The following is a 22741-nucleotide window of genomic DNA, read 5'->3' as shown; positions in this document are numbered from 1 at the left end:
GCCACCGGCCTCCGGTCCCACGGCGAGTAGCCCCGCCAGAGCCAAGTGCAACGACTACGCGCCCCAGCCCGCCTGCTCGCCTCCCACCCGCTCCGCGGCGATCCTCCCCGCCCAGCCGGAGGCGTGGTACGCCGCGATCGGGTCGGGGTGCAGCCCCGACTCCTCCCGGACCTCGGCGACCAGCGGCCGCACATCCGTGTTGTACGCGTCCATGACGACCGCGTTCGCGGCGAGCACGTCACCGGCCCGCTGCGCGGCGGCCAGCGCCTCGCCGTCCACCAGGAGCGCCTTCGCCGTGGCCTCCTGCACGTTCATCACCGAGCGGATGATCGCCGGGATCTTCGCCTCGATGTTGTGGCACTGGTCGAGCATGAACGCCACGTCCGAGGCGAGGCCGCCACCCCGGATGACCTCGTACATGATCCGGAACAGCTGGAAGGGGTCGGCGGCGCCCACCATCAGGTCGTCGTCCGCGTAGAACCGTGAGTTGAAGTCGAACGCGCCGAGCTTTCCCTCGCGCAGCAGCGTGGCGACGATGAACTCGATGTTGGTGCCCGGCGCGTGGTGCCCGGTGTCGACGACGACCTGGGCCTTGGGGCCGAGCTTGAGGCAGTGGGCGTACGCGGTGCCCCAGTCCGGCACGTCGGTCGCGTAGAAGGCCGGCTCGAAGAACTTGTACTCAAGGAGCATCCGCTGGTCGTCCCCGAGCCGCTCGTACACCCGGGCAAGACCCTCGGCGAGGCGGTCCTGGCGGTCACGGAGGTCGTCCTGGCCGGGATAGTTCGTGCCGTCCGCGAACCACAGCTTCAGGTCCTTCGAACCCGTGGCGTCCATGATGTCCACGCATTCGAACAGGTGGTCCACGGCCTTGCGGCGCACCGCCGCGTCCGGGTGGCAGACGCTGCCCAGCTTGTAGTCGTTGTCCTGGAAGGTGTTGGAGTTGATCGCGCCGAGGGTCAGGCCGCGCTCCTCGGCGTGTTTCGCCAGCTTCGCGTATCCGCCGGAGCCCTCGACCCTGTCCCAGGGGATGTGCAGCGCCACGGTCGGCGCGGCCCCCGTGAACTCGTGCACCTTCGCCGCGTCGTCCAGCTTTTCGAAAGGATTACGGGGGACTCCGGGCTGCGCGAACACCTTGAAGCGGGTCCCCGAGTTCCCGTACGCCCATGAAGGTGTCTCGATGGCCTGGGTCCTGAGGGCGGCCTTCACGGCGGAAACGTCGGATCGGCTCGTCATCGTCAGCGCTCCTGTATGCCATTCGGTCGGTCAAGCGGGTGGCTTGCCGACAGAAGTATGAATCGTTTCATCGCCGTGAAGCTAGGCGTGGCCACCTGGGCTGTCAAGGGGGTGAGCGGTGAGGGCCGCGTGACCGGGGCGTTATATGACCCAACAGCGAAAGTTTCGGACTCAGACCCATTGACTCCGCCGGGCTGTCGCGTCTAGCTTCCGTGAAACCTCATTGAAACCTTTCACGACGTCGAGACAACACCGTCGACGTTGAGGAGCCCTCATGAACGACTCCGACGCGGGTCCGGCCCCTGTCCTGGCCCTGAAGGACGTCTCCAAGTCCTTCGGTGCCGTGCGGGCCCTGCAGGATGTCTCGCTGCAGCTCTTCCCGGGCGAGGCCCATGCGCTCGCCGGGGAGAACGGGGCGGGCAAGTCCACCCTCATCAAGACGCTCGCGGGCGTGCACCGGCCGGACACCGGCCAGGTGCTGCTCGACGACTCACCTGTCACCTTCCACGGCCCGGCCGACGCCCGGGACGCGGGAATCGCGGTGATCTACCAGGAACCGACGCTGTTCCCCGACCTCTCGATCGCCGAGAACATCTTCATGGGCCGCCAGCCGCGCCGCGCGCTCGGCCGCATCGACCGCAAGGCGGTGCACGCGGCCACCGCGGAACTGATGGCCCGGCTCGGCGTCGCCCTCGACCCGCAGCGGCCCGCGCGCGGTCTGTCCATCGCCGACCAGCAGATCGTCGAGATCGCCAAGGCGCTCTCCTTCGACGCCCGCGTACTGATCATGGACGAGCCCACGGCCGCCCTCACCGGCAGCGAGACCGCGCGTCTCTTCTCCGTCGTGGAGACGCTGCGCGCCGAGGGCGCCGCGGTGCTGTTCATCTCGCACCGGCTGGAGGAGATCTTCCAGCTCTGCCAGCGCGTCACGACGCTGCGGGACGGCCGCTGGATCTCCTCCGATCCGATCGGCGACCTCACCGAGGACGACCTCGTCCGCCGGATGGTCGGCCGCGACCTCGGCGAGCTCTACCCCAAGCAGCAGACCGAGATCGGCGAAGCCGCGCTGTCCGTGCGGCGCCTGACGCGGGAGGGCGTCTTCCGGGACGTCTCCTTCGACGTGCGGCGCGGCGAGATCGTGGCCCTGGCCGGACTCGTCGGCGCCGGACGCAGCGAGGTCGTCCAGGCCGTCTTCGGCGTGGACCGTGCCGACGCGGGCGAGGTGCACGTGGACGGCAAGCGCCTCACCGTGGGCTCGCCCACCGCCGCCATGGACGCCGGCGTCGCCCTCGTCCCCGAGGACCGCAGGCAGCGCGGGCTCGTCATGGAGATGTCCATCGAGCGCAACATCGCCCTCACCGGCCTCGACCAGGTCCGCAGGGGCGGGCTCGTGCGCCGCTCGCTCGAACAGGGCCGGGCTGCCGACTGGTCGGTCAAGCTGCAGCTCAAGTACAACAAACTGTCCGACAGTGTCGGCGTCCTGTCGGGCGGCAACCAGCAGAAGGTCGTCCTCGCCAAGTGGCTCGCCACCGAGCCCTCCGTGCTCATCGTCGACGAGCCCACCCGCGGCATCGACGTCGGCACCAAGGCCGAGGTGCACCGGCTGCTCTCCTCACTCGCCGCGGAGGGGCTCGCCGTGCTGATGGTCTCCTCCGATCTGCCCGAAGTCCTCGGCATGGCAGACCGCGTCCTCGTCATGCACGAGGGCCGGCTCGTCGCCGAGCTCCCCCGCACCGAGGCCACCGAGGAATCCGTGATGGCCGCGGCGACAGGACGTAACGGAAAGGAGAGGGCGGCATGAAGACGGCACTGTCGGCACTCGAAAAACCCTCCGCCGCCCCGGCTCCGGAGAAGAGCGACGCCCGCAATCTCGTCGACGCGGTCTTCCGGGCCCGCGAGCTCAGCATCGGCGGCGCGCTCGTCCTGCTGATCCTGGGCACCTGGCTCACCAACCATTCCTTCCTGGACAGCCAGGGCGTCAAGGACCTCCTGCTCAACTCCTCGATCCTGGTACTCCTCGCCGTCGGCCAGTCCGTCGTCGTGGCGACCCGCAACATCGACCTGTCGGTCGGCTCCGTCGTCGGCCTTACCGCCTTCACCTGCGGCGACTTCGTCTCCGGCACCAGCCACGGACCACTGACCGTGATGCTCCTGGGCATCGCCATCGGAGCCCTGTGCGGCCTCGTCAGCGGCGCCCTCGTCAGCATCGGCAAAGTGCCCGCGCTGGTCGTCACCCTCGGCATGCTGTACGTCGTCCAGGGCATCGACTACGCCCTGGCGGACGGCGGCCAGATCAACGCCGTCAACCTGCCCGACCCGGTGCTCTCGCTCGGCAGCGGCAGCATCCTCGGCATCCCCTACCTGCCGCTGATCTCGGTCGCCGTACTCGCGGCCACCGCCTACTTCCTGCGGACCTACCGCAGCGGCCGTGAGCTGTACGCCATCGGGTCGAGCCCCGAGGCCGCCCGGCTCGCCGGCATCCCGATCCGCCGCCGGGTCCTCGTCGCCTACGTGTTCTCGGGCGCCATCGCCGGCCTCGCCGGAGCGCTGTGGCTCGCCCGCTTCGGCACCGTCGTCGCCAACGCGGCCAGCGGCTGGGAACTCACCGTGGTCAGCGCCGTCGTCGTCGGCGGCGTGGCGATCACCGGCGGCGTCGGCTCGGTGTGGGGCGCGGCGCTCGGCGCCCTGCTGCTCACCACCATCTCCGGCGCCCTGATCGTCCTGAAGGTCGACCCCTTCTGGGAGCAGGCCATCACCGGCGCCCTGCTGATCCTCGCCATCACCGCCGACCGTCTCGTGCAGGTCCGCACCACCAACGCCCTGAGGAAGAGGAGCAGGCGATGACCGCGCTCACCAAGTTCTTGCGCTGGGACAGCGTCGTCGGCATCCTGCTGATCTCCGTGTTCCTCGTCGGCACCGGCAGCACCGAGGGCTTCGCGGAAACCGCCAACCTCTCCGCCGCGCTCAACGACATCGCCGAAGTCGCCCTGATCGCCCTGCCGATGACCCTGCTGGTCGTCGCCGGGCAGGTGGACCTGTCCGTCGCCTCGATGCTGGGCCTGTCCAGCGCCCTGGCGGGCTCGCTGTGGGACGCGGGTTACGCCTTCGAGATGGTCGTGCCGATCTGTCTGCTGGTCGGCGCGCTCGGCGGACTGCTCAACGGCTGGCTGGTCACCCGCGTCGGACTGCCCTCCCTCGCCGTCACCATCGGTACCCTCGCCCTCTTCCGGGGCCTGGCCTCGGTGGTCCTCGGCACCAAGGCCGTCGCCGACTTCCCGGAGACGTACGCCCAGTGGGCCACGTACACCGAGACCGTGCCCGGCACGTTCATCCCGTACCCGGTCGCCCTGTTCATCGTGCTCGCGGTGATCACCGCGGTGGTGCTGCACTGCACCGGCTTCGGGCGCTCCCTGTTCGCCATCGGCGCCCAGGAGGACGCCGCCTATTTCGCCGGCATCCGGGTCAAGCGCATCAAGCTGGCGCTGTTCGTCGTCTCCGGAGTGGTCGCCTCCTTCGCCGGAATCGTCTACACCCTGCGGTACGGAAGCGCCCGCGCCGACAACGGCCTCGGTCTCGAACTCGTCGTCATCGCCTCCGTCCTGCTCGGCGGCATCGACTTCGACGGCGGCAAGGGCACCCTCGGCGGCGCGGTCGCCGGCGTCCTGCTCATCGGGCTGCTGCGCAATCTGCTCACCCTCAACGACATCTCCAGCGAGATCCAGGTCGTGGTCACCGGGCTGCTCCTCATCGCCTCGGTACTGACCCCGCGCATCGTCTCCGTGGTCTCCGAACGCCGACATCGGCGTGCCGCGACGACACCGGGTCCCAAAGCCTCACAACCCGTTTCATAGGCCGCGCTTTTTCCACCTCGTACACCGTCGTACGTCCTTGAAAGGCACCCTGATGCAACTCCACGCCCGTACCCGAGGCCGCGTGCTCGCCGCCGCCTCCGCCGTCTGCGCACTCACCATCACCCTGGCCGGGTGCAGCGGCACCACCAAGGACTCCGCGAAGAGCGACACGAAGTCCAAGGGCAGCAACGCGAAGGCGAACCCCGACGCGGAGCTGAAGAAGGACCTCAAGCTGGCCTTCCTGCCCAAGCAGATCAACAACCCCTACGAGAAGATCGTCGACGACGCCGGCATCGCGGCCACCAAGGAGTTCGGTGGCACCGGCAAGGAGGTCGGGCCCTCCGACTCCAGCGCCTCCTCCCAGGTCTCGTACATCAACACCCTGATCCAGCAGCGGCAGGACGCCATCCTGATCGCGGCCAACGACCCCAACGCGGTCTGCACCCCGCTGAAGAACGCGATGAAGCAGAACATCAAGGTCGTCGCCTACGACTCGGACACCGCCAAGGACTGCCGCCAGCTCTTCATCAACCAGGCCAGCTCCGAGGAAATCGGCCGCAGCCAGGTCCAGCACATCGCCAAGCAGCTCGGCAACAAGGGCGAGATCGCGATCCTGTCGGCCACCCAGAACGCGACCAACCAGAACACCTGGATCGACTTCATGAAGGACGAGCTGAAGAAGCCCGCCTACAAGAACATGAAGCTGGTCAAGGTCGCCTACGGTGACGACGACGACCAGAAGTCCTTCCAGGAGACCCAGGGCCTGCTGAAGGCGTACCCGAAGCTCAAGGGCATCATCTCGCCCACCACGGTCGGCATTGCCGCCGCCGCCCGCTACATCAGCTCCTCCTCGTACAAGGGCAAGGTCGTCGTCAACGGCCTCGGCACGCCCAACCAGATGAAGAAGTACGTCAAGGACGGCACCGTCGAGCAGTTCTCGCTGTGGGACCCGAAGAAGCTCGGCTACCTCGGCGCGTACGCGGCGGCGGCCCTGGCGTCCGGTCAGATCACCGGCGCCGAGGGCGAGAAGTTCAAGGCCGGCGAGCTCGGTGACTACACGGTCGGCAAGGACGGCGAGGTCATCCTCGGCCCGCCCACCGTCTTCAACAAGGACAACGTCGACGACTTCGACTTCTAGGCCCTGTCCGGGAGCACCGCACCATGCAACGTATCTGCTTCCTGCTGAAGGTCCGGCAGGACCGCCTGGCGGAGTACCGCGAACGGCATGCGGCCGTCTGGCCCGAGATGCTCGACGCGCTCTCCGCCAGCGGCTGGCACAACTACTCGCTGTTCCTGCGTGAGGACGGCCTGCTGGTGGGCCACCTGGAGACCGAGGACTTCGCCGAGGCGCAGGCCGCCATGGCGGGGACCGAGGTCAACGCCCGCTGGCAGGCCGAGATGGCCGGCTTCTTCGAAGCGCTCGACGGGGTCCGCCCCGACGAGGCGATGAAACCGCTCACCGAGGTGTTCCACCTCGCCTGACCGAGGGGTTCGCGTCGCCCGTGTTCCCCCGCACCGGAGCACGAGCACGAGCACGAGAAGACGATCCCTGACCGCCGCGGTGGTGGCCACCACCCGGCGGTCAGCAGGATCGCCGATCGACCACCCCGCAGTGGCAAGGTCGTCCCACGCATCGCACACGTCCTGACCTGCCCGACCGAACGGCCCCGTGACCGGAGGGACCACCATGACCGCCGTACGCACCCCCGCCGTCGCCCGCAAGCCCCGTATCGGGCTCGTCGCGGGCGGACTCGGCGCCTACTGGCCCCAGTTCCCCGAACTGCTGCCGCAACTCCAGCGGTCCGCCGCCCGGGTCACCGAACGGATGCGGGAGTTCGACGCCGAGGTCATCGACGTGGGCTTCGTCTCCGACGCCGAGGAGGGCGCCGCCGCCGCCGAGAAGCTGCGCGCGGCCGACTGCGACCTCATCGTCGGTTTCCTCACCACGTACATGACCGCGACCATGCTGGTCCCGATCGCCCGGCGCAGCGGCGCTCCCGTGCTGCTCATCAACCTCCAGCCCACCGAGTCGATGGACCACGCCTCCTTCGACACCGGTGCCTGGCTCGCGTACTGCGGTGCCTGTCCGCTGCCCGAGATGGCCAACGCCTTCGAGCGGGTCGGCGTCCCCTTCCGCTCGGTGTCCGGGTACGTGGAGGACGAGCGGGCCTGGCAGCGCATCGGCCGCTGGATCCGCGCCGCGGGTGTCCGGTCGGTGCTGAACCACGGCCGGCACGGTCTGATGGGGCACCTGTATCCCGGCATGTACGACGTCTCCACCGACCTGACCATGGTGACCGGCAACACGGGCGGCCACGTCGAGGTCCTGGAGTTCGACGACCTGCGGGTCCGGGTCGAGAAGGTCGGGGACGACCAGGTGGCGGCGAAGCTCGCCGAGACCCGCGAGACCTTCGAACTCGCGGACTCCGTCGTCGAGGACGACCTGGTCTGGGCGGCCCGGGTCTCCGCCGGACTCGACCAGCTCGTCGCCGACTTCGACCTGGACTCGCTGGCCTACTACCACCGGGGCCTCGACGGCGAGGTCCACGAACGGCTCGGCGCCGGCATGATCCTCGGCTCGTCGCTGCTCACCGCACGGGGCATCCCGGCCTGTGGCGAGTACGAGTTGCGTACGTCGCTGGCCATGCTGATCGCCGACCGGCTCGGCGCGGGCGGCTCCTTCACCGAGCTGCAGGCCCTCAACTTCCGTGACGGCGTGGTCGAGATGGGGCACGACGGGCCGGGCCACCTCGCCATCAGCGAACGCAAGCCCCTGCTGCGCGGGCTGGGCGTCTACCACGGCAAGCGGGGCTGGGGCGTGTCCGTCGAGTTCGACGTCAGGCACGGACCGGTGACGCTGATCGGCCTGGGCCAGACCCGCGACGGCCGGTACAAGCTGATCGCGTCCGAGGGCCAGGTCGTCGGGGGACCGCTGCTGAAGATCGGCAACACCACCTCGCGCGTCGACTTCGGCGTGGACCCGGGCGAGTGGACCGACGCGTGGAGCGCGAGCGGCGTCGGCCACCACTGGGCTCTGGCCACCGGCAGTCTGCTGCCGGAGCTGCGGGCCGTCGCGGAGCTCACGAACCTGGAACTGGTGGAGGTGACCGGCTGACCGCTTCCCACGGGAAGGGGCGTGGCGGGCTGCCACGCGGATACGCTGGCACTCTCGGCCCGAAGGGGCAGGACGGCAGGACGGAGCACGTGAGACACATGGTCGGCATCAAGGACGTGGCACGACACGCCGGGGTGTCGGTGGGAACGGTCTCGAACGTGATCAACCGGCCCGACATGGTCTCCGAGGAGACCCGCCGGCGGGTGCAGTCGGTCATCGAGAGTCTCGGCTACGTCCGCAGCGAGTCGGCACGGCAGCTGCGCGTCGGCCGCAGCCGCATCGTGGGCCTGCTGGTCCTCGACATGGGCAACCCCTTCTTCGTCGACGTGGCGCGCGGCGCCGAGCGGGCGGCCCGCGAGGCCGGACTCGGTGTGATGGTCTGCAACAGCGCGCAGAGCCCCGGCGAGGAGGCCGACTACCTGTCGCTCTTCGCCGAGCAGCGCGTACGGGGCGTCCTGTTGACCCCGGCCGACGCGACCGGCCGCAACATAGACGCGTTCCGCCGCCATGGCATCCCCTTCATCCTCGTGGACCGGGTCGCCGAGGGCACCACCGAGTGCTCGGTGTCCGTCGACGACGTGGCGGGCGGCGCCCTGGCCGTACGGCATCTCATCGACGCGGGTCACCGGTCCATCGCGTACGTGAGCGGGCCGCCCGGACTCAACCAGGTCATCGACCGCCGCACGGGCGCCCTGAACGCCCTCGACGAGGCGGGACTCGGTCCTGAGCGGCTGCGCGAGCTGCCCACCGAGCGCCTCGACGTGGCCGCGGGCCGCGACGCGGGAGCCCGGCTGCTCGGCCTCGCCGACCGCCCGACCGCCGTCTTCTGCGCCAACGACCTGCTCGCCCTCGGCGTACTGCAGGCGATGTTCGCGGCCGGCGTGAGTGTCCCGGACGACCTCGCGATCGTCGGCTACGACGACATCGAGTTCGCGGCCGCGGCGGCCGTCCCGCTGACCTCGGTCCGGCAGCCCGCGGTGACCATGGGCGCGCTCGCCGCGGAACTCCTCCTGGAGGAGACCGAGGCCGACACGGCGCCCGTCGCGCACGCGCACCGGCGCGTGGTGCTCCAGCCGGAACTGGTGGTGCGGCGCTCCAGCCTCCCGCCGCGCTGAGCGGTCGTTCAGTACGTTCGAGCTGCCCGGCCTGATCGGCCGGTCAGTACGGTTTTCTTGATTCCCGGGCTCGGCTCACCGGAGAACTTGTGTTGAACTGGTTCGCGGTCAGGAATCCGTCCGTCTCAGGAGCCTCTTTTGAGCACCAGTTACCGTCAGCCCGGTGTCGTCCTCAGCGACCGCCGGTTCACCGTGCCCCTCGATCACGACGCCCCCACCGGGGAGACGATCGAGCTGTACGCCCGTGAAGTGGCCGCGAGTGACCGGGTGGACCGGGACCTGCCCTGGCTGGTGTACCTCCAGGGAGGGCCCGGCTTCGGCGCCAACCGCTTCGTCGGCAAGGAGGCCTGGCTCGGCCGCGCCCTGGAGGACTACCGCGTCCTGCTCCTCGACCAGCGCGGCACCGGCAGCTCCACGCCCGTCAACCGGCAGACGCTCCCGCTGCGCGGCGGGCCCCGCGAACAGGCCGACCACCTCGCGCTGTTCCGCGCCGACTCCATCGTCCGCGACTGCGAGGCGATCCGCCCGGCCGTCACGGGCGGTGCCCCCTGGGCGGTCCTCGGCCAGAGCTTCGGCGGTTTCTGCGCGACGAACTACCTCTCCACCGCGCCCGAGGGCCTCAGCACGGCCCTGATCACCGGCGGACTGCCCACCCTCGACCGGCACGCCGACGACGTCTACCGGGCCGCGTACCCGCGCATGGAGCGCAAAGTCGTCGCACACTACGCGCGTTACCCCCAGGACATCGAGCGGGCCCGGCGGATCGCCGAGTACGTCCTGGGCAACGAGCCCGTCCTGAACGGTGGTTACCGGCTCACCGTCGAGGCCTTCCAGTCGCTGGGCACCATGCTCGGCAGGGGCGACGGCAGCCACCGCCTGCACTACCTCCTGGAGCACGCGTTCGTCCGCACCGCCCAGGGCCCGGCCCTCTCCGACGCCTTCCAGGAGGACGTCCAGGCCCTCCTCTCCTATGCCGGGCATCCCCTGTACGCGCTGGTCCACGAGGCCTGCTACGCGCAGGGCGACCGCCCCACCGCCTGGTCCGCCGAGCGGGTCCGCGCGGACTTCCCCCAGTTCGACGCGGCCAAGTCCCTCGCGGGCGACGGCCCCGTCCTGTTCACCGGTGAGACCGTCCACCCCTGGACCTTCGACTGCGACCCCGCCCTGCGCCCTCTGCGCGACACCGCGGACCTCCTCGCCGAGCGCACCGACTGGGCCCCGCTCTACGACCCGGCCCGCCTCGCCGCCAACGAGGTCCCCGTCGCCGCGGCCGTCTACCACGACGACATGTACGTCGACACCGAGCACTCCCTGCACACGGCCCGCACGATCCGCGGCCTGCGCACGTACGTCACCGACGAGTTCGAGCACGACGGCGTACGAGCGGGCGGCCCACGAGTCCTGGACCGCCTCCTCGCCCTGGCACGCGACGAGGCCTGACGGACCCGCGGATCAAGAATGCTCGGGGTGAGTCCATGACGCGATTCGACGGCTACGGAGTACTGATCACGGGTGCCGGCCAGGGCATCGGCGAGGCGACCGCCCGCCGCTTCGCCGCAGAGGGCGCGTCCGTGCTCGTCACGGACCGCGACCTGCCACGTGCCACGCGGGTGGCCGACGCGATCCGTGCGAGCGGCGGCACGGCCGAACCGTACGCGTGCGACGTCGCCGATCGCGCCGCGGTCGAGGCGGCCGTCGCCCGGGCGGTGGACTCCTTCGGCGGCCTGGACGTGCTGGTCAACAACGCGTGCGCGTGCCATGCCGATCCCGCTGCCTTCGAGGAGTACGAGGACGGGCCCTGGTACGAGGACTTCGAGATCACGCTGCACGGCGCGTACCGCTGCATCCGCGCCGCCCTGCCGCATCTGGTGGCGGCCGGCGGTCGAGGCGCGATCGTCAACATCGGCTCGGTCAACGCCGAGCAGCACTTCGGCGCCCAGGCGTACAGCGCGGCGAAGGCCGCACTGGCCTCGCTCACCCGCACCCTCGCCGTCGAGTCCGCCCCGAGGGGAGTCCGGGTGAACCTCGTCGAGCCCGGCACCGTCCGCACCAACGCCTGGGACGGCCGGCACGACGCTCTCGAACGCGCCGCCGCCCATTACCCGTTGGGGCGGGTCGGTGAACCCGACGACATCGCTTCCGCCGTCGCCTTCCTCGCCTCGGCGGACGCGGCCTGGATCACCGGAGTGACACTGCCGGTCGACGGCGGTCTGCTGGTGAGCAACCTGGCGATGCTCCGCTCCATGTCGTAGGGCGGGGCGGCGGCCGTGGGGCCGGGCGAGTGGCCGGTCATCGGTACGGGTGGGTGCTGCGTAGGGTGGGGGACATGCGAGACGAACCCGGTGGCGCGGCGCCCGCCCGTAGTGAACTGCAGGCGGACTGTGCCCGGTGTTTCGGGCTGTGCTGTGTCGCGCTGCCCTTCGCCGCCTCGGCGGACTTCGCGGTCGACAAGGCCGCCGGCAGCCCGTGCCGCAACCTGCGCACCGACTTCGGCTGCGGCATCCACACGGAGCTGCGGCAGCGGGGCTTCAACGGCTGCACGGTGTACGACTGCTTCGGCGCGGGCCAGAAGGTCTCGCAGATCACCTTCGGCGGCGAGAACTGGCGCTCGGGCTCCGGGGACCGCGCCCGGCTGATGTTCGACGTGTTCCCCGTCGTACGGCAACTGCAGGAGCTGCTCCGGTACCTCACCGAGGCGCTCGACCTGCCGGCGGCCCGCCCCGTCCATGCCGAGCTGCGCCGCGCTCTCGACCGTACCGAGGCGCTCACCCGCCGGGCCCCGGAGGAACTCGCCGAGCTGGACGTGGCGGCGGTCCGTGGCGACGTCAACGTCCTGCTGCTGCGCACCAGTGAGCTGGCCCGTGCCGGTCTCGGCCGGGGCAGGAAGAAGGAGCGCCGGGGCGCCGACCTGATGGGTGCCCGGCTCAAGGGCGCCGATCTGCGGGGCGCCAATCTCCGCGGCGCCTTCCTCATCGCGGCCGACCTGACGGGCGCCGACCTGCGCGGCGCGGATCTGATCGGCGCCGACCTGCGGGACACCGACCTCACGGACGCCGACCTGACCGGCGTCCTCTTCCTCACCCAGCCGCAGCTGAACGCGGCCAAGGGCAGCGCCGGCACCAGGCTTCCGGCGTCGTTCACCCGCCCCGGTCACTGGACGGCGTGAACTCGCCGGCACAAAGGTGTCGTGACCGACGCCGCGTGGTTGGCGTACACCCCGATCTTCGATAGGTTAGGCAAGGCTTACCTAATGGAGGTTCGGATGGGTGACCATCACAGTTGGACGGCCGCGCCGGCCACGGCACAACGTGCCCGGTCGGTGCTCGCCGCGGCATGGTCCTGCGCGGTGACCGCGGAAGGCGGCCGGGAGGAGTTCATCGGCGTACACACCGTCGCGGAGGACGGCCGGGTGCTGCTGCACCTGCCGGACGACAGCATGCTCACCACGGCCGCGATCTGCGCGCCCCGCGGGGAGCCGTCCGCCGTACTGGAGTTCGCCGACGTCGCGCCCGTCCCCGTACGCAACCGTATCCGCGCGCGCCTGTGGATGGCGGGCTGGTTCGCGCCAGGGGACGGACACCTGACGTTCCATCCGACCCGCGCCGTGCTGCGCGAGCCCGGCGGGGCCGTCGTCGTCGACCTCGACGAGTACGCCGCCGCCGAGCCCGACCCGCTGGCCCTCGCGGAGGCGCAACTGCTCACCCACCTCGCCGACGCCCACCCGGACGCCGTCGGGCGGCTGACCCGCCTCGTCGAGCCGGAGAGCCTGCACGGCGCCGTCCGGGTGCAGCCGCTCGCCGTCGACCGCCACGGGCTGACCCTGCGCATCGAGCAGGCCCGCGGCCACGGCGACGTACGACTGCCCTTCCACCGGCCCGCGGACGACGTCGGACAGCTCACCGAGCGCATGCACGTCCTGCTCACCCAGGCGAGCGCCGCGAACTGCCCGCGCACATTTCAGCGACAACGACAGCGGCAGGGACAGAGTCAGCGCCGGCGCACGGAAGGCGACGGCTGAGCCCAGCGCGCCCATGCGCCCGACGCGCCCGCCCCGAACCGGGGCCGGGCTCGCTCACCAGTCCCCGTCACCGACCGGCTCGCCCGGTGAGTCGCCCAGCGGCTTCACCTGGCCGGGCGAGGGCGGCTGCCACGGTGTGTGGTCGTCACCGATCCAGTCACCGACCGGCTTCACCGCGCCGAGCGCCTCCGTGGGATCGAGATCCGCGGCGTCGTTGTCGTAGTAGTCGAACCAGGGCAGCCCGGCGCGCGTGTACGCCGCGCGGTCGACCGGCGACGGCGGGGGAGCCTCACCCGTGATGCGCCGCCACTCGGGCGGCGTCACGAGATGGACGAAGACCCGCCCGGCCGCGGTGGTCGACCAGTCGGACAGCGGGCGGTCGTCCTGGTAGACCTCCTGGCGCATCGAACCGCCCACCCCCAGGCCCATCGCCGCCGAGGCCCGGGGCGCGGCAGCCGGTGGCGGCACCGCACCGCCCGGCTGCGGCGCCGCCCCGGACGCGGACATCATCGGAGCCGCGGCGCCGTAGGCCGTCCCGCTCCGGTTGCGCCGCGCCGCCTCCGCCAGCAGGCGCTGCTCCTCGCGCCACGCGCGCAGCGCGACGTCGGTCAGCGGGAACGACTGCAGCTGTACGCCGCCCCACACCTCCTCGCCGGTGACCTGGCCCTCGACCGTGGCACCAAGACCGAGCGGAACCGCCACGAACTGACGGACCGTGCCCTTCCCGGAGTTGATGCCGTCGAGCCACGGCTGACGGGGCAGCACCACGTAGTTCTGCGGCTCCCGCGCCGGCCGGGGACTCCACGGCTTGCCGGACACCGCGCACACCTTGCCGACGCCCACTTGCAGGGCCGCCGGCTGCGTCGTGCCGCCGAAGCTCAGCCACATCGCCTCGCGCAGGTGGACCGGCAGCAGCACTCCGCCGCGGGCCGACCACTCGGCGGGCACCGTGTCCGGGTAGTCCTCCACGCGCCGCAGCGGGAACGTGCCGAGCCCCGGAGGCAGCGCGTGCGTGCCCGTCTCGGGCAGGCGCAGGGTACGGATGAACCGCACCCGCACACCGCCCGGCAGAAGCAGTGAATCCCCGTCGATCCGCACGGTGCCGCCGGCCATCCCCATCCGAACTCCCTCTGTCGCCCTGCCGTCGCCGTGTCGGTGGGCCGCACGACGCCCGGTACGTCACTCAGCACGACTCTCGGGGGCCGAGCGGTTCCGTCGCGCGGAGCGCAGGCGTCGGTTCAGCCGGTCGAGCCGCGGCATGCGCTCACGCTGTTCGCGCGTGCAGCGGTCCAGCTCCTCCAGAAGCCGGCGGGAGCGGTGCTCCATGTCGAGTTCGTCGAGTATCCGGGTGACCTCGGTCACCATGGCACCGTACAGCTGCCACTGGTGCGCGTCCCGCTGTACTTCCTCCAGCAGGAGCTGGGCGAGCTTGTCGCGGGTGGCCGTCGCGGCGGTGAGCTCCGAGGCGAGCCGGGACTCGGCCGACTCGGCGCTCCGGCTGACGTCGGTGGTGACCAGCACGGCGAAGCTGACCACGGCGTCACCGACCTCGGACAGGAGCCGCTCGAACGTCACACCGATGTGGGACGCGAACAGTGGCTCCTGGTGTCGCGTCCTGGCGAGGTCGGTGAGGGTGCGGGTGAGCACCCGCAGGACCACCGTGCAGATCTCCAGGGTGTCGAGCCCGGTGCGCAGGACGACCCGGTGCAGCAGCCCTTCCCGTACGCGCGGATTGAGCCGCAGGCTGTCCTCGGCCTGGGTGAGGGCCGCGTCCACGTCGACGATGTCGTGGTCGAGCCGCCGCGCCTCGTGGAGTCGGTCGGCCGTGACGGTCACGGGTGTGCGGTCGGCCGCCTCCTCGCCGACGCGCCGCATCAGACGTCGCATCCGGCGCGCCAGATCCTCGATGGACTCACCGGCCGCGCCGACCCACACCGGCGGGGCGAGCAGCAGATTGCAGGCCAGCCCGACCACGGCGCCGATCACCGTCTCCAGGATGCGTGCCCAGGCCGTGTCCCCGATCCGGGTGACGCCGAGGACCAGCATGGCGCTGATCGCCACCTCGGGCACGAACTCGCTGACCCGTACGAGGTGTCCGACGGCCAGCGAGGCCAGGATGAGCAGTCCCAGGCTCCACCAGGTCAGCCCCACCAGGACGCTGAAACCGATGGCCACGAGGACGCCGGCCACCACGGCGTTCACACGCCGTATGCCGGTGGTGAGGGTGGAGTAGAGCGTGACCTGGACGACGAGGAGCGCGGTCAGGGGAGCGGTGAGGGGGGCGGCCTCGGGGCTGAAGCGCAGCGCCACCACGTACGCCACCGTCGCGGCCGCCGCCGCCCGGACCGTCTGGACGATCACGGGCTGCCCGCGCCACTTCCTCACCTGGGCAGTACCGGCGGCCCAGGCCTCACGTACATCTCGCATCCTTGGCCACTTCCCGTTCGGCAGCCCCGTCGAACACATCCGGAGGGTGCGGCTGCGCCGGCGGCTCGTACCGCTCGTACCGTCCGGTGGCGGGTCAGGCGTGCAGACGGTCCAGGAAGGCCGCCAGATGACCGGTCGTACGGGCGATCTGCTCCTCCACGGTGAGGCTCTCCTCGAACCGGGACCCGGACTCGGGGAGCTTCTTGCCGCGTACGTAGAGGGAGCAGGCGAGGTCGGCGCACATGTAGACGCCGACCGAGTTGCCCTCGCGGCCTGCCGGGCCCACCTTGCGGGCCGTCATCAGGGAGACGCCGTTTCCCGGGTGGGTGGTCAGACAGAGCGAGCACATGCTGCGGTGCAGGAAGCCCCGCTGCTGGGAGGGGAAGCGCAGGGTCACGCCGACGGGCCGGCCGGACCGCTCGGTCACCAGATAGCTGCGGTCGGGCGCCCCCGGATCACGCCAGCCGAGGAAGTCCAGGTCCGCCCAGGGCCGGTCCGCCAGGTCGCGCGGCACGGCCAGCCGTTTGGCCTCCCCCTTGGAGCAATTGACGAAGGAGCTGCGGATGTCCTGTTCGGTGAGCGGCTTCATGGGTGTCTCCTGACGGATGTGGGCCGGGCAGCGAAAAAAGCCAAACCTAGGGTTACTAGGTTATGGCCTAGGCTACGTAGCCGATCTGGGGAGAGCCAATGGATTTCCGGGGGAGGCCTTCGGGGGCGCTGGGGAGGTATGTGTGAGGCGCTTGAGGAGTGCTACGCGTCGTCGTCGAGGTCCGAGTCGGGGCCGTCGTTCGAGTCGGTGTTCGACAGGCGGAGGGCGAGAGTGCGCAGAAGTTCGGTGCTCTTGATCTCGGAACGGCCCGTGTCGTGGATGTCGGCGAGTTCGGAGAACAGGAAGGCGAACGCGCCCACCAGGGAGATGGCCGCGGGCATCAGCGAGTCGACGACGGCCTGGCCCGCCTCGGCGGGGGTCGCGTCGCCGGGGACCTCGACCGCCGGGAAGACCTCGGTCACCAGCCTGCCCAGCTGGGCCTCGCCGGCGTCTATGTCGACCTCGGCGTCGCCGTTGAGCCTGCGTACCATTTCCTGGGTCTCGGTCAGGACGCCGATCGCTCGGAGGATGATCTCGCTCTGTTCCATGCGGGGAGCTTATGCGGTCGGCTTGTTCGCGGATGGGGAGCGGGCGTTGCGGGTCGGGGGCGGATTGGTGGGAGCGGGCGTAGCGGGCCCGGCGCGGGTTGGTGGGGGCTGGACGCGCAGTTCCCCGCGCCCCTTACAGGCGAAAGACCGCGCCGTTGCCCGTCGCCCTTGGTGGTCCGTACGCTGGCGGCGCGTGGCGAGACGGGGGTGGGGGCGTGCCGGAGGAGCGGGTCGGGCGGGTTCTGGAGGCGGCCGGGATTTCGGCGGGCCGCCTCGTGCGCTGCCGTGCGCTCAGCGGCGGGACGTACAACACCGTCGAGGAGCTGCTCCTCATCGACGGCGGCCGGCACGACCGGTACGTACTGAAGACCCCGCCTCCGGCGGACGCCCCCGGTCTGAGCCACGAGCGTGATCTTCTCGTCGCCGAGGTCGAGTTCTACCGTGCCGCCGCCACGGTCGACGTGCCCGTGCCGCGCGTGGTGGCCGTCTCCTTCGCGGCGTCCGCGCCGACGGGTCGGCATCTGCTGATGACGGCCTGTCCCGGCGACATGTGGGACGGCCGCTACACGGCGGACGAACAGGCCTGCCTCCGCGAGGAGTTGGGGCGCCACGTGGCCCGCCTCCACCAAGTGACCGGCCCCGGCTTCGGATATCCGTCCGGCGCGCTCGGGCCGCTGTCCGCCGACTGGCGTTCGGCCTTCACCGCCATGTACGCCGCCGTCCTGGACGACGCCCGGCGGTACGGTGCGTGGCTGCCCCGCCCGGTGGACGAGGTGGCCCGCACGGCCGCGTCCGCGTACGACGCCCTCGACGAGGTGGTCGTCCCGTGCCTGGTGCACTTCGACCTGTGGCGGGGGAACATCATGGTCGAACGCCCGGGAGGCGGCCCGGAGAGCGGTCGTGAGCCCAGGATCGGCGGGCTGGTCGACGGTGAGCGGATGTTCTGGGGCGACCCCCTGGCGGACTTCGTGTCCCTGGCGGTGCTCGACGACATCGAGAAGGACCGCGACTTTCTGAGTGGCTATCAGGAGGCGGGCGGGCGAGCCGAGTTCGGCCGCTCGGCCCGCCTTCGTCTCGCCCTCTACCGCAGCTATCTCTACCTGATCATGCTCATCGAGACGATCCCGCGCGACATGGGGGAGCGGCATGCCGCCTGGCTCCGGGACGTGGTGGCCCCGGAGCTCGTCGCGGCCCTGGACGAACTGGGCCCCCTCGGCGCGGCCCGCTGAGTCTCAGGCGGCCCTGCGCGCCCTGCCGCCGTGCTCCCGGATGATCTCCGCGTACCGGCGCCCGCTCCCCTTCACCGTGCGCCGCTGCGTCTCGTAGTCGACGTGGACGAGGCCGAACCGCTTGTCGTAGCCGTACGCCCACTCGAAGTTGTCCAGCAGCGACCAGGCGAAGTAGCCCGCGAGGGGAGCCCCCTTGCGTACCGCGGAGGCGCACGCCGCCAGGTGCTGTTCGAGGTACCGCGTGCGCTCGGGATCGTGGACCGTGCCGTCCGGGCGTACGACGTCCGGGTAGGCCGAGCCGTTCTCGGTGACGTACAGCCTCCGGGCGCCGTAGTCGTCCGTGAGGCGCAGCAGCAGGCTCTCGATCCCGGCGGCGTCGACCTCCCAGTCCATGGCCGTGCGCGGCACACCGTGCCGGTGGACGGCGGCGGCGTACGGGGCCGGTCCGCTCGGGTCGTCCGCGATGGCCGAAGGGAAGTAGTAGTTGAGCCCCAGCCAGTCGAGTGGCTGGGCCATGGTCGCCAAATCCCCCTCCCGCTCGGGGAGTTCGACGCCGTACACCTCGCGCATGTCCGCCGGGAAGCCCCGGCCGTGGACCGGGTCGAGCCACCAGCGGTTGGAGTGGCCGTCCATGCGCCGGGCCGCCGCGACGTCCTCGGGGCGCTCGGTGGCCGCCTCGACGTAGGACAGGTTGTTGACGATGCCGACCTGGGCGCCGGGCGCCGCGGCGCGGATCGCCTGGGTGGTGAGGCCGTGGCCGAGGAGCAGGTGGTAGGAGGCGCGTACCGCTGTCGGGAGGTCGGTCAGGCCCGGGGCCATCCGGCCCTCCAGGTGACCGATCCAGGCCGAGCACAGCGGTTCGTTGAGGGTCGTCCAGTGCTGGACGCGGTCGCCGAGGCGTTCGGCCACGACCGCCGCGTACGCCGCCAGGTGGTACGCCGTGTCGCGCTCGGCCCAGCCGCCCCGGTCCTGCAGCACCTGCGGAAGGTCCCAGTGGTAGAGCGTCACCGACGGTGTGATGCCGGCCGCCAGCAGGCCGTCGATCAACGCGTCGTAGAAGTCGAGCCCCTTGGCGTTCACCGGTCCTTCGCCGCCCGGCACGACCCGCGGCCAGGCGATCGACAGCCGGTACGCGTTGGTGCCCAGCTCCTTCATCAGGGCGATGTCCTCGCGCCACCGGTGGTAGTGGTCGCAGGCGGCATCCCCGTGGTCGTCGCCGTCCACCTTCCCCGGTGTGTGCGAGAAGGTGTCCCAGATGGAGGGCGAACGGCCGTCCTCGGCCACGGCACCTTCGATCTGGTACGCCGAGGTGGCCGTGCCCCACACGAAGTCCTGGGGGAGTGCGGCGAGATCGATGGTCACAGAAGTCCTTTCCGGTCCGGGGGAGTTGGGCAGTGAGAAGGGAGTGGAGTGGTCACTTGACGGCGCCGGCGGTGAGTCCGGCGACCAGATAGCGCTGGAGCAGCAGGAAGCCGGCGACCACGGGAACGCTCACCACGAGTGAGGCGGCCATGACCTGGTTCCAGTACACGTCGTTCTGGGTGGCGTAGCCCTGGAGGCCGATGGCGAGGGTGCGGGTGGTGTCGTTGGTCATCACCGACGCGAACAGCACCTCGCCCCACGCCGTCATGAACGCGTACACCGCGACCGCGACGATGCCGGGTACCGCGGCGGGCACCACGACCCGGAAGAGCGCGCCGAGCGGCCCGCAGCCGTCCACCATCGCCGCCTCGTCCAGATCGCGCGGCACCGACTCGAAGTACCCGATCAGCATCCAGATGGAGAACGGCAGCGAGAACGTCAGATACGTGAGGATCAGGCCGAGCCGCGAGCCGAAGAGCGCGATGCCCGTGGAGTTGCCGATGTTCACGTAGATGAGGAACAGCGGAAGCAGGAAGAGGATACCGGGGAACATCTGGGTGGAGAGCACGGTCACGGTGAACAGGCGCTTGCCGCGGAAGCGGTAGCGGCTCACCCCGTACGCGGCGAAGATCGCGATCACCACCGAGCAGACCGTCGCCGCGCCCGCCACGATCAGCGAGTTGAGGAAGTACTTCGCCAGCGGAACGGTCGACCAGATGTCGATGTAGGGACGGATCGTCAGCCCGCTGGGCCACCAGCGGAACTTGCCCGACACGTCCTCCAGCGGCTTCAGCGAGCTGGACAGCATCACGTACACCGGCAGCAGGACGAAGCCGGTGAGCAGGGTGAGGAAGATCCGGCGCGACCAGACGAAGGAACGCGGCGCGGCCATCGGCGACCGCCGCGTCGCCGTCAGGGTCCTAGACATCGGCGGCCCTCCGTCCGCGTGAGGTCAGGGCGAGGTAGGCGCCCGTCACGACCAGCAGGAACAGCAGGAGCAGTACGGACATCGCGGATCCTGTCCCGAAGTTCCACGTCACGAACGACGCCTGGTAGATATGGATCGAGATCAGGTCGGCGGCTTCCGGCGCCGACTTGCCGAACAGCACGTACGGCGTGTTGAAGTCGTTGAACGTCCACAGGAAGAGCACGAGCACCAGCACCTGGTTGACCGGGCGCAGCGACGGCAGGGTGATGCGGCGCAGTTGCTGGAGCAGCCCGGCCCCGTCGATCGCCGCCGCCTCGTACAGCTCCTTGGGGATGTTCTGCAAACCCGCCATCACGATGAGGAAGGCGAACGGCCAGCCCTTCCACACCGACACGACGAGCAGCGCGACGAAGCTGTTGTCGCCGATCAGCCAGAAGGACGGGCTGTCGGTGAGGCCCAGCTGGTCGTGCAGCACATGGTTCACCAGGCCGTTGTCCCGCTGGAACATGAACGCCCAGGTGATGACGGCCGCGTACACCGGAAGCGCGTACGGGACGAGGAACACGGCACGCAGGAACCCACGCCCGCGGAAGTTCTCCTGCATGTACACCGCGGCCGTCGTACCCAGCAGCCAGCACAGGCCCACGGAGAGCACGGTGAACGCGCAGGTGACGAAGAACGAGTGGAGCAGCGCCTTGCCGATGGGCGCGTCGAAGTCCACGGACAGGCTGTAGTTGTCGAAGGCGGTCCAGGGCGCGGCGCCCCAGTCCCGGATGTAGAACTGCGTGAGCTCCTTGAAGCTCATGACGATGCCGATCACCATCGGCACCAGATGGACGAGGAGTTCGAGGAGCAGGGCGGGCAGCAGGAGCAGATACGGCAGGGCGATCCGACGTACCCGCCCGGTGCGGCGGCGCGGGGCAGGCCCCGTGGCACCGGGCGGTGTCTCCTTCCCGACCGCGGGACTGGCGGTCACGGTCATCGAACGCTCACTTCTTCGGCATCTGCTGCTGGGCCTCGTCGAGCTTCTCCTTGACCGCGGCCGTGGACACCGGCCGGCCGGCCGCCGCCTCCGCGAAGAGCTCCTTGACGGCCGTGCCGACCGCGGTCTCGAACTGCGACTCGTTCGGCACCTGCGGCAGCGGGGCCGCGCTCTTCGCGAGCGTCTCGCGGATCACCTTCAGCGCGGGCGTGTTGAAGGCGGGGTCCTCCTGGGCGGCCTTGACCGAAGGGATGGACCCGTAGGTCTTGTTGAGCGCCTTCTGCTCGGCGTCGCTCGTCATGAACTTGACGAACTTCAGGGCGCCGTCGATGTTGTCGGTGTTCTTGAAGACGGCCATGTTGATGCCCGCCACCATCGAGTTGACGGCCTCACCGGCGCCCGGGGTACCGGACTGGACCGGTACCGGCGCGACGCCCCACTCGTCGTCGCTCATGCCGTGGGCCTTGAGCGTGGCCGAGGCCGTCTGCCACAGCACCATCGACGTCTTGTCCTTGGCGAAGTCCTGGAGGGACTGGTTCTGCGCGTACTCGGCGTTGCCGGGCGCGACGACCTTGTCCTTGCCCATCAGGTCGACGTACTGCTTGACCGCCGCCACGGCCCCGTCGGAGGTGAAGTCGGGCTTGCCGTCGGCGTCGAAGAAGTCGGCGCCGTGCTGCTTGCCGAGGACGAAGACATGGTGGATGTTCTCCGACGGGTTCGCACCCTCGGCGCCCAGCGCCCACTTGTCGTCCTTGGAGATCTTCTTCCCGTCGGCGACCAGTTCGTCCCAGGTGGCGGGCGGTCCGGATATCCCCGCGTCCTCGAACATCTTCTTGTTGTAGTAGAGCGCGTACGCCATCGAGTACAGCGGGACCGCCGCCGGGTCGGAGCCGGTCGCACCCGCCGAGCCGAGCGCCGACTCGACGAACCGGTCCTTGCCGCCGATCTTGCCGAAGTTCTTGGCGTCCCAGGGCAGCAGGGCCCCCGTCGCCTGCAGCGAGGCGGACCAGGTGTTGCCGATGTTGAGGACGTCCGGGCCCTGGCCCGAAGTGGCCGCGGCCAGAATGCGGTTGAGCAGGTCGGACCAGGGGATGACCTCCAACTTGACCTTGATGCCGGTCTGTTCCTCGAACTTCTTCAGCTCGGGCGTGAGGATCTTCTTGTCGGCCTCGATGCTCGCGCCCTGGTTGGAGGCCCAGTAGGTGAGCGTCTTCGGCGAGTCGTTGGACCCGCCGTCCGTCGACGAGCCACCGCCGCAGGCGGTCACGGCGGCCAGCAGGGAGACAGTGACCGCGCTCGCGGCAGCGGCTCGGGTTCTGCGCATGACGTCAGGCGTCCCTTCCG

21 protein-coding genes are annotated in these 22741 nt (G+C 70.3%); 12 read left to right on the top strand and 9 right to left on the bottom strand.

Annotation, left to right across the window (positions count from 1 at the left end):
- Positions 1-54 precede the first annotated feature (54 nt).
- Entirely contained in the window at positions 55-1233 is a 1179-nt protein-coding gene (gene rhaI, locus AOK01_RS04210; protein WP_055508509.1) for an L-rhamnose isomerase, read from the bottom strand.
- Positions 1234-1507: 274 nt separating this feature from the next.
- On the opposite strand from rhaI, the gene AOK01_RS04205 reads away from it, so the two are divergent.
- The 11 genes from AOK01_RS04205 (at position 1508) to AOK01_RS04155 (ending at position 13332) form a co-directional block, all read left to right on the top strand.
- Positions 1508-3034 carry a sugar ABC transporter ATP-binding protein gene (locus tag AOK01_RS04205; RefSeq protein ID WP_055508507.1) on the top strand — a complete coding sequence of 509 codons (1527 nt, stop codon included), beginning with the start codon at positions 1508-1510 and terminating at the stop codon, positions 3032-3034.
- Complete coding sequence (locus tag AOK01_RS04200) at positions 3031-4077, top strand: ABC transporter permease (protein WP_055508505.1); 1047 nt, start codon at positions 3031-3033, stop codon at positions 4075-4077. The genes AOK01_RS04205 and AOK01_RS04200 overlap by 4 nt, the downstream gene beginning before the upstream one ends.
- Entirely contained in the window at positions 4074-5084 is a 1011-nt protein-coding gene (locus AOK01_RS04195; protein WP_055508502.1) for an ABC transporter permease, read from the top strand. The genes AOK01_RS04200 and AOK01_RS04195 overlap by 4 nt, the downstream gene beginning before the upstream one ends.
- Positions 5085-5136: 52 nt before the next feature.
- Positions 5137-6222: a rhamnose ABC transporter substrate-binding protein gene (gene rhaS, locus AOK01_RS04190; RefSeq protein WP_055508500.1), complete on the top strand. Its 1086-nt coding sequence runs from the start codon at positions 5137-5139 to the stop codon at positions 6220-6222.
- A 23-nt stretch (positions 6223-6245) separates the two neighbouring features.
- Positions 6246-6566 (top strand): L-rhamnose mutarotase, encoded by a 321-nt coding sequence (locus AOK01_RS04185; protein ID WP_055508498.1) that lies wholly within the window; start codon positions 6246-6248, stop codon positions 6564-6566.
- 205 nt (positions 6567-6771) lie between these two features.
- On the top strand, positions 6772-8199 hold the full coding sequence (locus AOK01_RS04180) for an L-fucose/L-arabinose isomerase family protein (RefSeq protein WP_055508496.1): 1428 nt from the start codon (positions 6772-6774) through the stop codon (positions 8197-8199).
- Between the two features lie 89 nt (positions 8200-8288).
- Positions 8289-9314 (top strand): LacI family DNA-binding transcriptional regulator, encoded by a 1026-nt coding sequence (locus AOK01_RS04175; RefSeq protein ID WP_107099721.1) that lies wholly within the window; start codon positions 8289-8291, stop codon positions 9312-9314.
- Between the two features lie 138 nt (positions 9315-9452).
- The gene (locus tag AOK01_RS04170) at positions 9453-10754 is read left to right on the top strand and encodes an alpha/beta fold hydrolase (RefSeq protein WP_055508492.1); all 1302 of its coding nucleotides are present in this window, start codon (positions 9453-9455) and stop codon (positions 10752-10754) included.
- A gap of 35 nt (positions 10755-10789) precedes the next feature.
- Entirely contained in the window at positions 10790-11566 is a 777-nt protein-coding gene (locus tag AOK01_RS04165; RefSeq protein WP_055508490.1) for an SDR family NAD(P)-dependent oxidoreductase, read from the top strand.
- Between the two features lie 74 nt (positions 11567-11640).
- The gene (locus AOK01_RS04160; protein WP_055508488.1) at positions 11641-12480 is read left to right on the top strand and encodes a pentapeptide repeat-containing protein; all 840 of its coding nucleotides are present in this window, start codon (positions 11641-11643) and stop codon (positions 12478-12480) included.
- 96 nt (positions 12481-12576) lie between these two features.
- Entirely contained in the window at positions 12577-13332 is a 756-nt protein-coding gene (locus AOK01_RS04155) for a DUF2470 domain-containing protein (RefSeq protein WP_055508486.1), read from the top strand.
- Positions 13333-13386: 54 nt separating this feature from the next.
- Here the strand turns inward: AOK01_RS04155 and AOK01_RS04150 are convergent, their stop codons facing one another.
- From AOK01_RS04150 to AOK01_RS04135, 4 genes are all read right to left on the bottom strand, one after another.
- On the bottom strand, positions 13387-14445 hold the full coding sequence (locus tag AOK01_RS04150) for a hypothetical protein (protein ID WP_055508524.1): 1059 nt from the start codon (positions 14443-14445) through the stop codon (positions 13387-13389).
- A 66-nt stretch (positions 14446-14511) separates the two neighbouring features.
- A complete protein-coding gene (locus tag AOK01_RS04145) occupies positions 14512-15759 on the bottom strand; it encodes an FUSC family protein (protein ID WP_055508484.1) in 1248 nt (415 codons plus the stop codon).
- A gap of 94 nt (positions 15760-15853) precedes the next feature.
- Positions 15854-16348, bottom strand: a complete 495-nt coding sequence (locus AOK01_RS04140) for an FBP domain-containing protein (RefSeq protein WP_055508482.1) — start codon at positions 16346-16348, stop codon at positions 15854-15856.
- A 161-nt stretch (positions 16349-16509) separates the two neighbouring features.
- Positions 16510-16896: a hypothetical protein gene (locus AOK01_RS04135; protein WP_055508480.1), complete on the bottom strand. Its 387-nt coding sequence runs from the start codon at positions 16894-16896 to the stop codon at positions 16510-16512.
- Between the two features lie 215 nt (positions 16897-17111).
- On the opposite strand from AOK01_RS04135, the gene AOK01_RS04130 reads away from it, so the two are divergent.
- Positions 17112-18125 (top strand): phosphotransferase family protein, encoded by a 1014-nt coding sequence (locus AOK01_RS04130; RefSeq protein WP_055508478.1) that lies wholly within the window; start codon positions 17112-17114, stop codon positions 18123-18125.
- 3 nt (positions 18126-18128) lie between these two features.
- Here AOK01_RS04130 and AOK01_RS04125 read toward each other — a convergent pair whose 3' ends face one another.
- The 4 genes from AOK01_RS04125 to AOK01_RS04110 are packed head-to-tail and all read right to left on the bottom strand — an operon-like array spanning position 18129 to position 22721.
- Positions 18129-19487, bottom strand: a complete 1359-nt coding sequence (locus tag AOK01_RS04125) for a GH1 family beta-glucosidase (RefSeq protein WP_055508477.1) — start codon at positions 19485-19487, stop codon at positions 18129-18131.
- A gap of 52 nt (positions 19488-19539) precedes the next feature.
- The gene (locus tag AOK01_RS04120) at positions 19540-20415 is read right to left on the bottom strand and encodes a carbohydrate ABC transporter permease (protein ID WP_079103151.1); all 876 of its coding nucleotides are present in this window, start codon (positions 20413-20415) and stop codon (positions 19540-19542) included.
- Positions 20408-21397, bottom strand: a complete 990-nt coding sequence (locus AOK01_RS04115; RefSeq protein WP_055508473.1) for a carbohydrate ABC transporter permease — start codon at positions 21395-21397, stop codon at positions 20408-20410. Before AOK01_RS04115 ends, AOK01_RS04120 begins: the two co-directional genes overlap by 8 nt.
- 7 nt (positions 21398-21404) lie before the next feature.
- The gene (locus AOK01_RS04110; RefSeq protein ID WP_055508471.1) at positions 21405-22721 is read right to left on the bottom strand and encodes an ABC transporter substrate-binding protein; all 1317 of its coding nucleotides are present in this window, start codon (positions 22719-22721) and stop codon (positions 21405-21407) included.
- Positions 22722-22741: the final 20 nt, after the last annotated feature.

It is taken from the genome of Streptomyces aurantiacus (assembly GCF_001418335.1).
Taxonomy (GTDB): Bacteria; Actinomycetota; Actinomycetes; order Streptomycetales; family Streptomycetaceae; genus Streptomyces; species Streptomyces aurantiacus.
This window is presented reverse-complemented; position numbering and strand designations above follow the sequence as displayed.

Excerpts from the sequence above, each read along its gene's own strand:
- rhaI (WP_055508509.1), bottom strand. The coding sequence starts at position 1,233 with ATGACGAGCCGATCCGACGTTTCCGCCGTGAAGGCCGCCCTCAGGACC.
- AOK01_RS04205 (WP_055508507.1), top strand. The coding sequence starts at position 1,508 with ATGAACGACTCCGACGCGGGTCCGGCCCCTGTCCTGGCCCTGAAGGAC.
- AOK01_RS04200 (WP_055508505.1), top strand. The coding sequence starts at position 3,031 with ATGAAGACGGCACTGTCGGCACTCGAAAAACCCTCCGCCGCCCCGGCT.
- AOK01_RS04195 (WP_055508502.1), top strand. The coding sequence starts at position 4,074 with ATGACCGCGCTCACCAAGTTCTTGCGCTGGGACAGCGTCGTCGGCATC.
- rhaS (WP_055508500.1), top strand. The coding sequence starts at position 5,137 with ATGCAACTCCACGCCCGTACCCGAGGCCGCGTGCTCGCCGCCGCCTCC.
- AOK01_RS04185 (WP_055508498.1), top strand. The coding sequence starts at position 6,246 with ATGCAACGTATCTGCTTCCTGCTGAAGGTCCGGCAGGACCGCCTGGCG.
- AOK01_RS04180 (WP_055508496.1), top strand. The coding sequence starts at position 6,772 with ATGACCGCCGTACGCACCCCCGCCGTCGCCCGCAAGCCCCGTATCGGG.
- AOK01_RS04165 (WP_055508490.1), top strand. The coding sequence starts at position 10,790 with ATGACGCGATTCGACGGCTACGGAGTACTGATCACGGGTGCCGGCCAG.
- AOK01_RS04160 (WP_055508488.1), top strand. The coding sequence starts at position 11,641 with ATGCGAGACGAACCCGGTGGCGCGGCGCCCGCCCGTAGTGAACTGCAG.
- AOK01_RS04155 (WP_055508486.1), top strand. The coding sequence starts at position 12,577 with ATGGGTGACCATCACAGTTGGACGGCCGCGCCGGCCACGGCACAACGT.
- AOK01_RS04150 (WP_055508524.1), bottom strand. The coding sequence starts at position 14,445 with ATGGCCGGCGGCACCGTGCGGATCGACGGGGATTCACTGCTTCTGCCG.
- AOK01_RS04145 (WP_055508484.1), bottom strand. The coding sequence starts at position 15,759 with ATGCGAGATGTACGTGAGGCCTGGGCCGCCGGTACTGCCCAGGTGAGG.
- AOK01_RS04140 (WP_055508482.1), bottom strand. The coding sequence starts at position 16,348 with ATGAAGCCGCTCACCGAACAGGACATCCGCAGCTCCTTCGTCAATTGC.
- AOK01_RS04135 (WP_055508480.1), bottom strand. The coding sequence starts at position 16,896 with ATGGAACAGAGCGAGATCATCCTCCGAGCGATCGGCGTCCTGACCGAG.
- AOK01_RS04120 (WP_079103151.1), bottom strand. The coding sequence starts at position 20,415 with ATGTCTAGGACCCTGACGGCGACGCGGCGGTCGCCGATGGCCGCGCCG.
- AOK01_RS04115 (WP_055508473.1), bottom strand. The coding sequence starts at position 21,397 with ATGACCGTGACCGCCAGTCCCGCGGTCGGGAAGGAGACACCGCCCGGT.
- AOK01_RS04110 (WP_055508471.1), bottom strand. The coding sequence starts at position 22,721 with ATGCGCAGAACCCGAGCCGCTGCCGCGAGCGCGGTCACTGTCTCCCTG.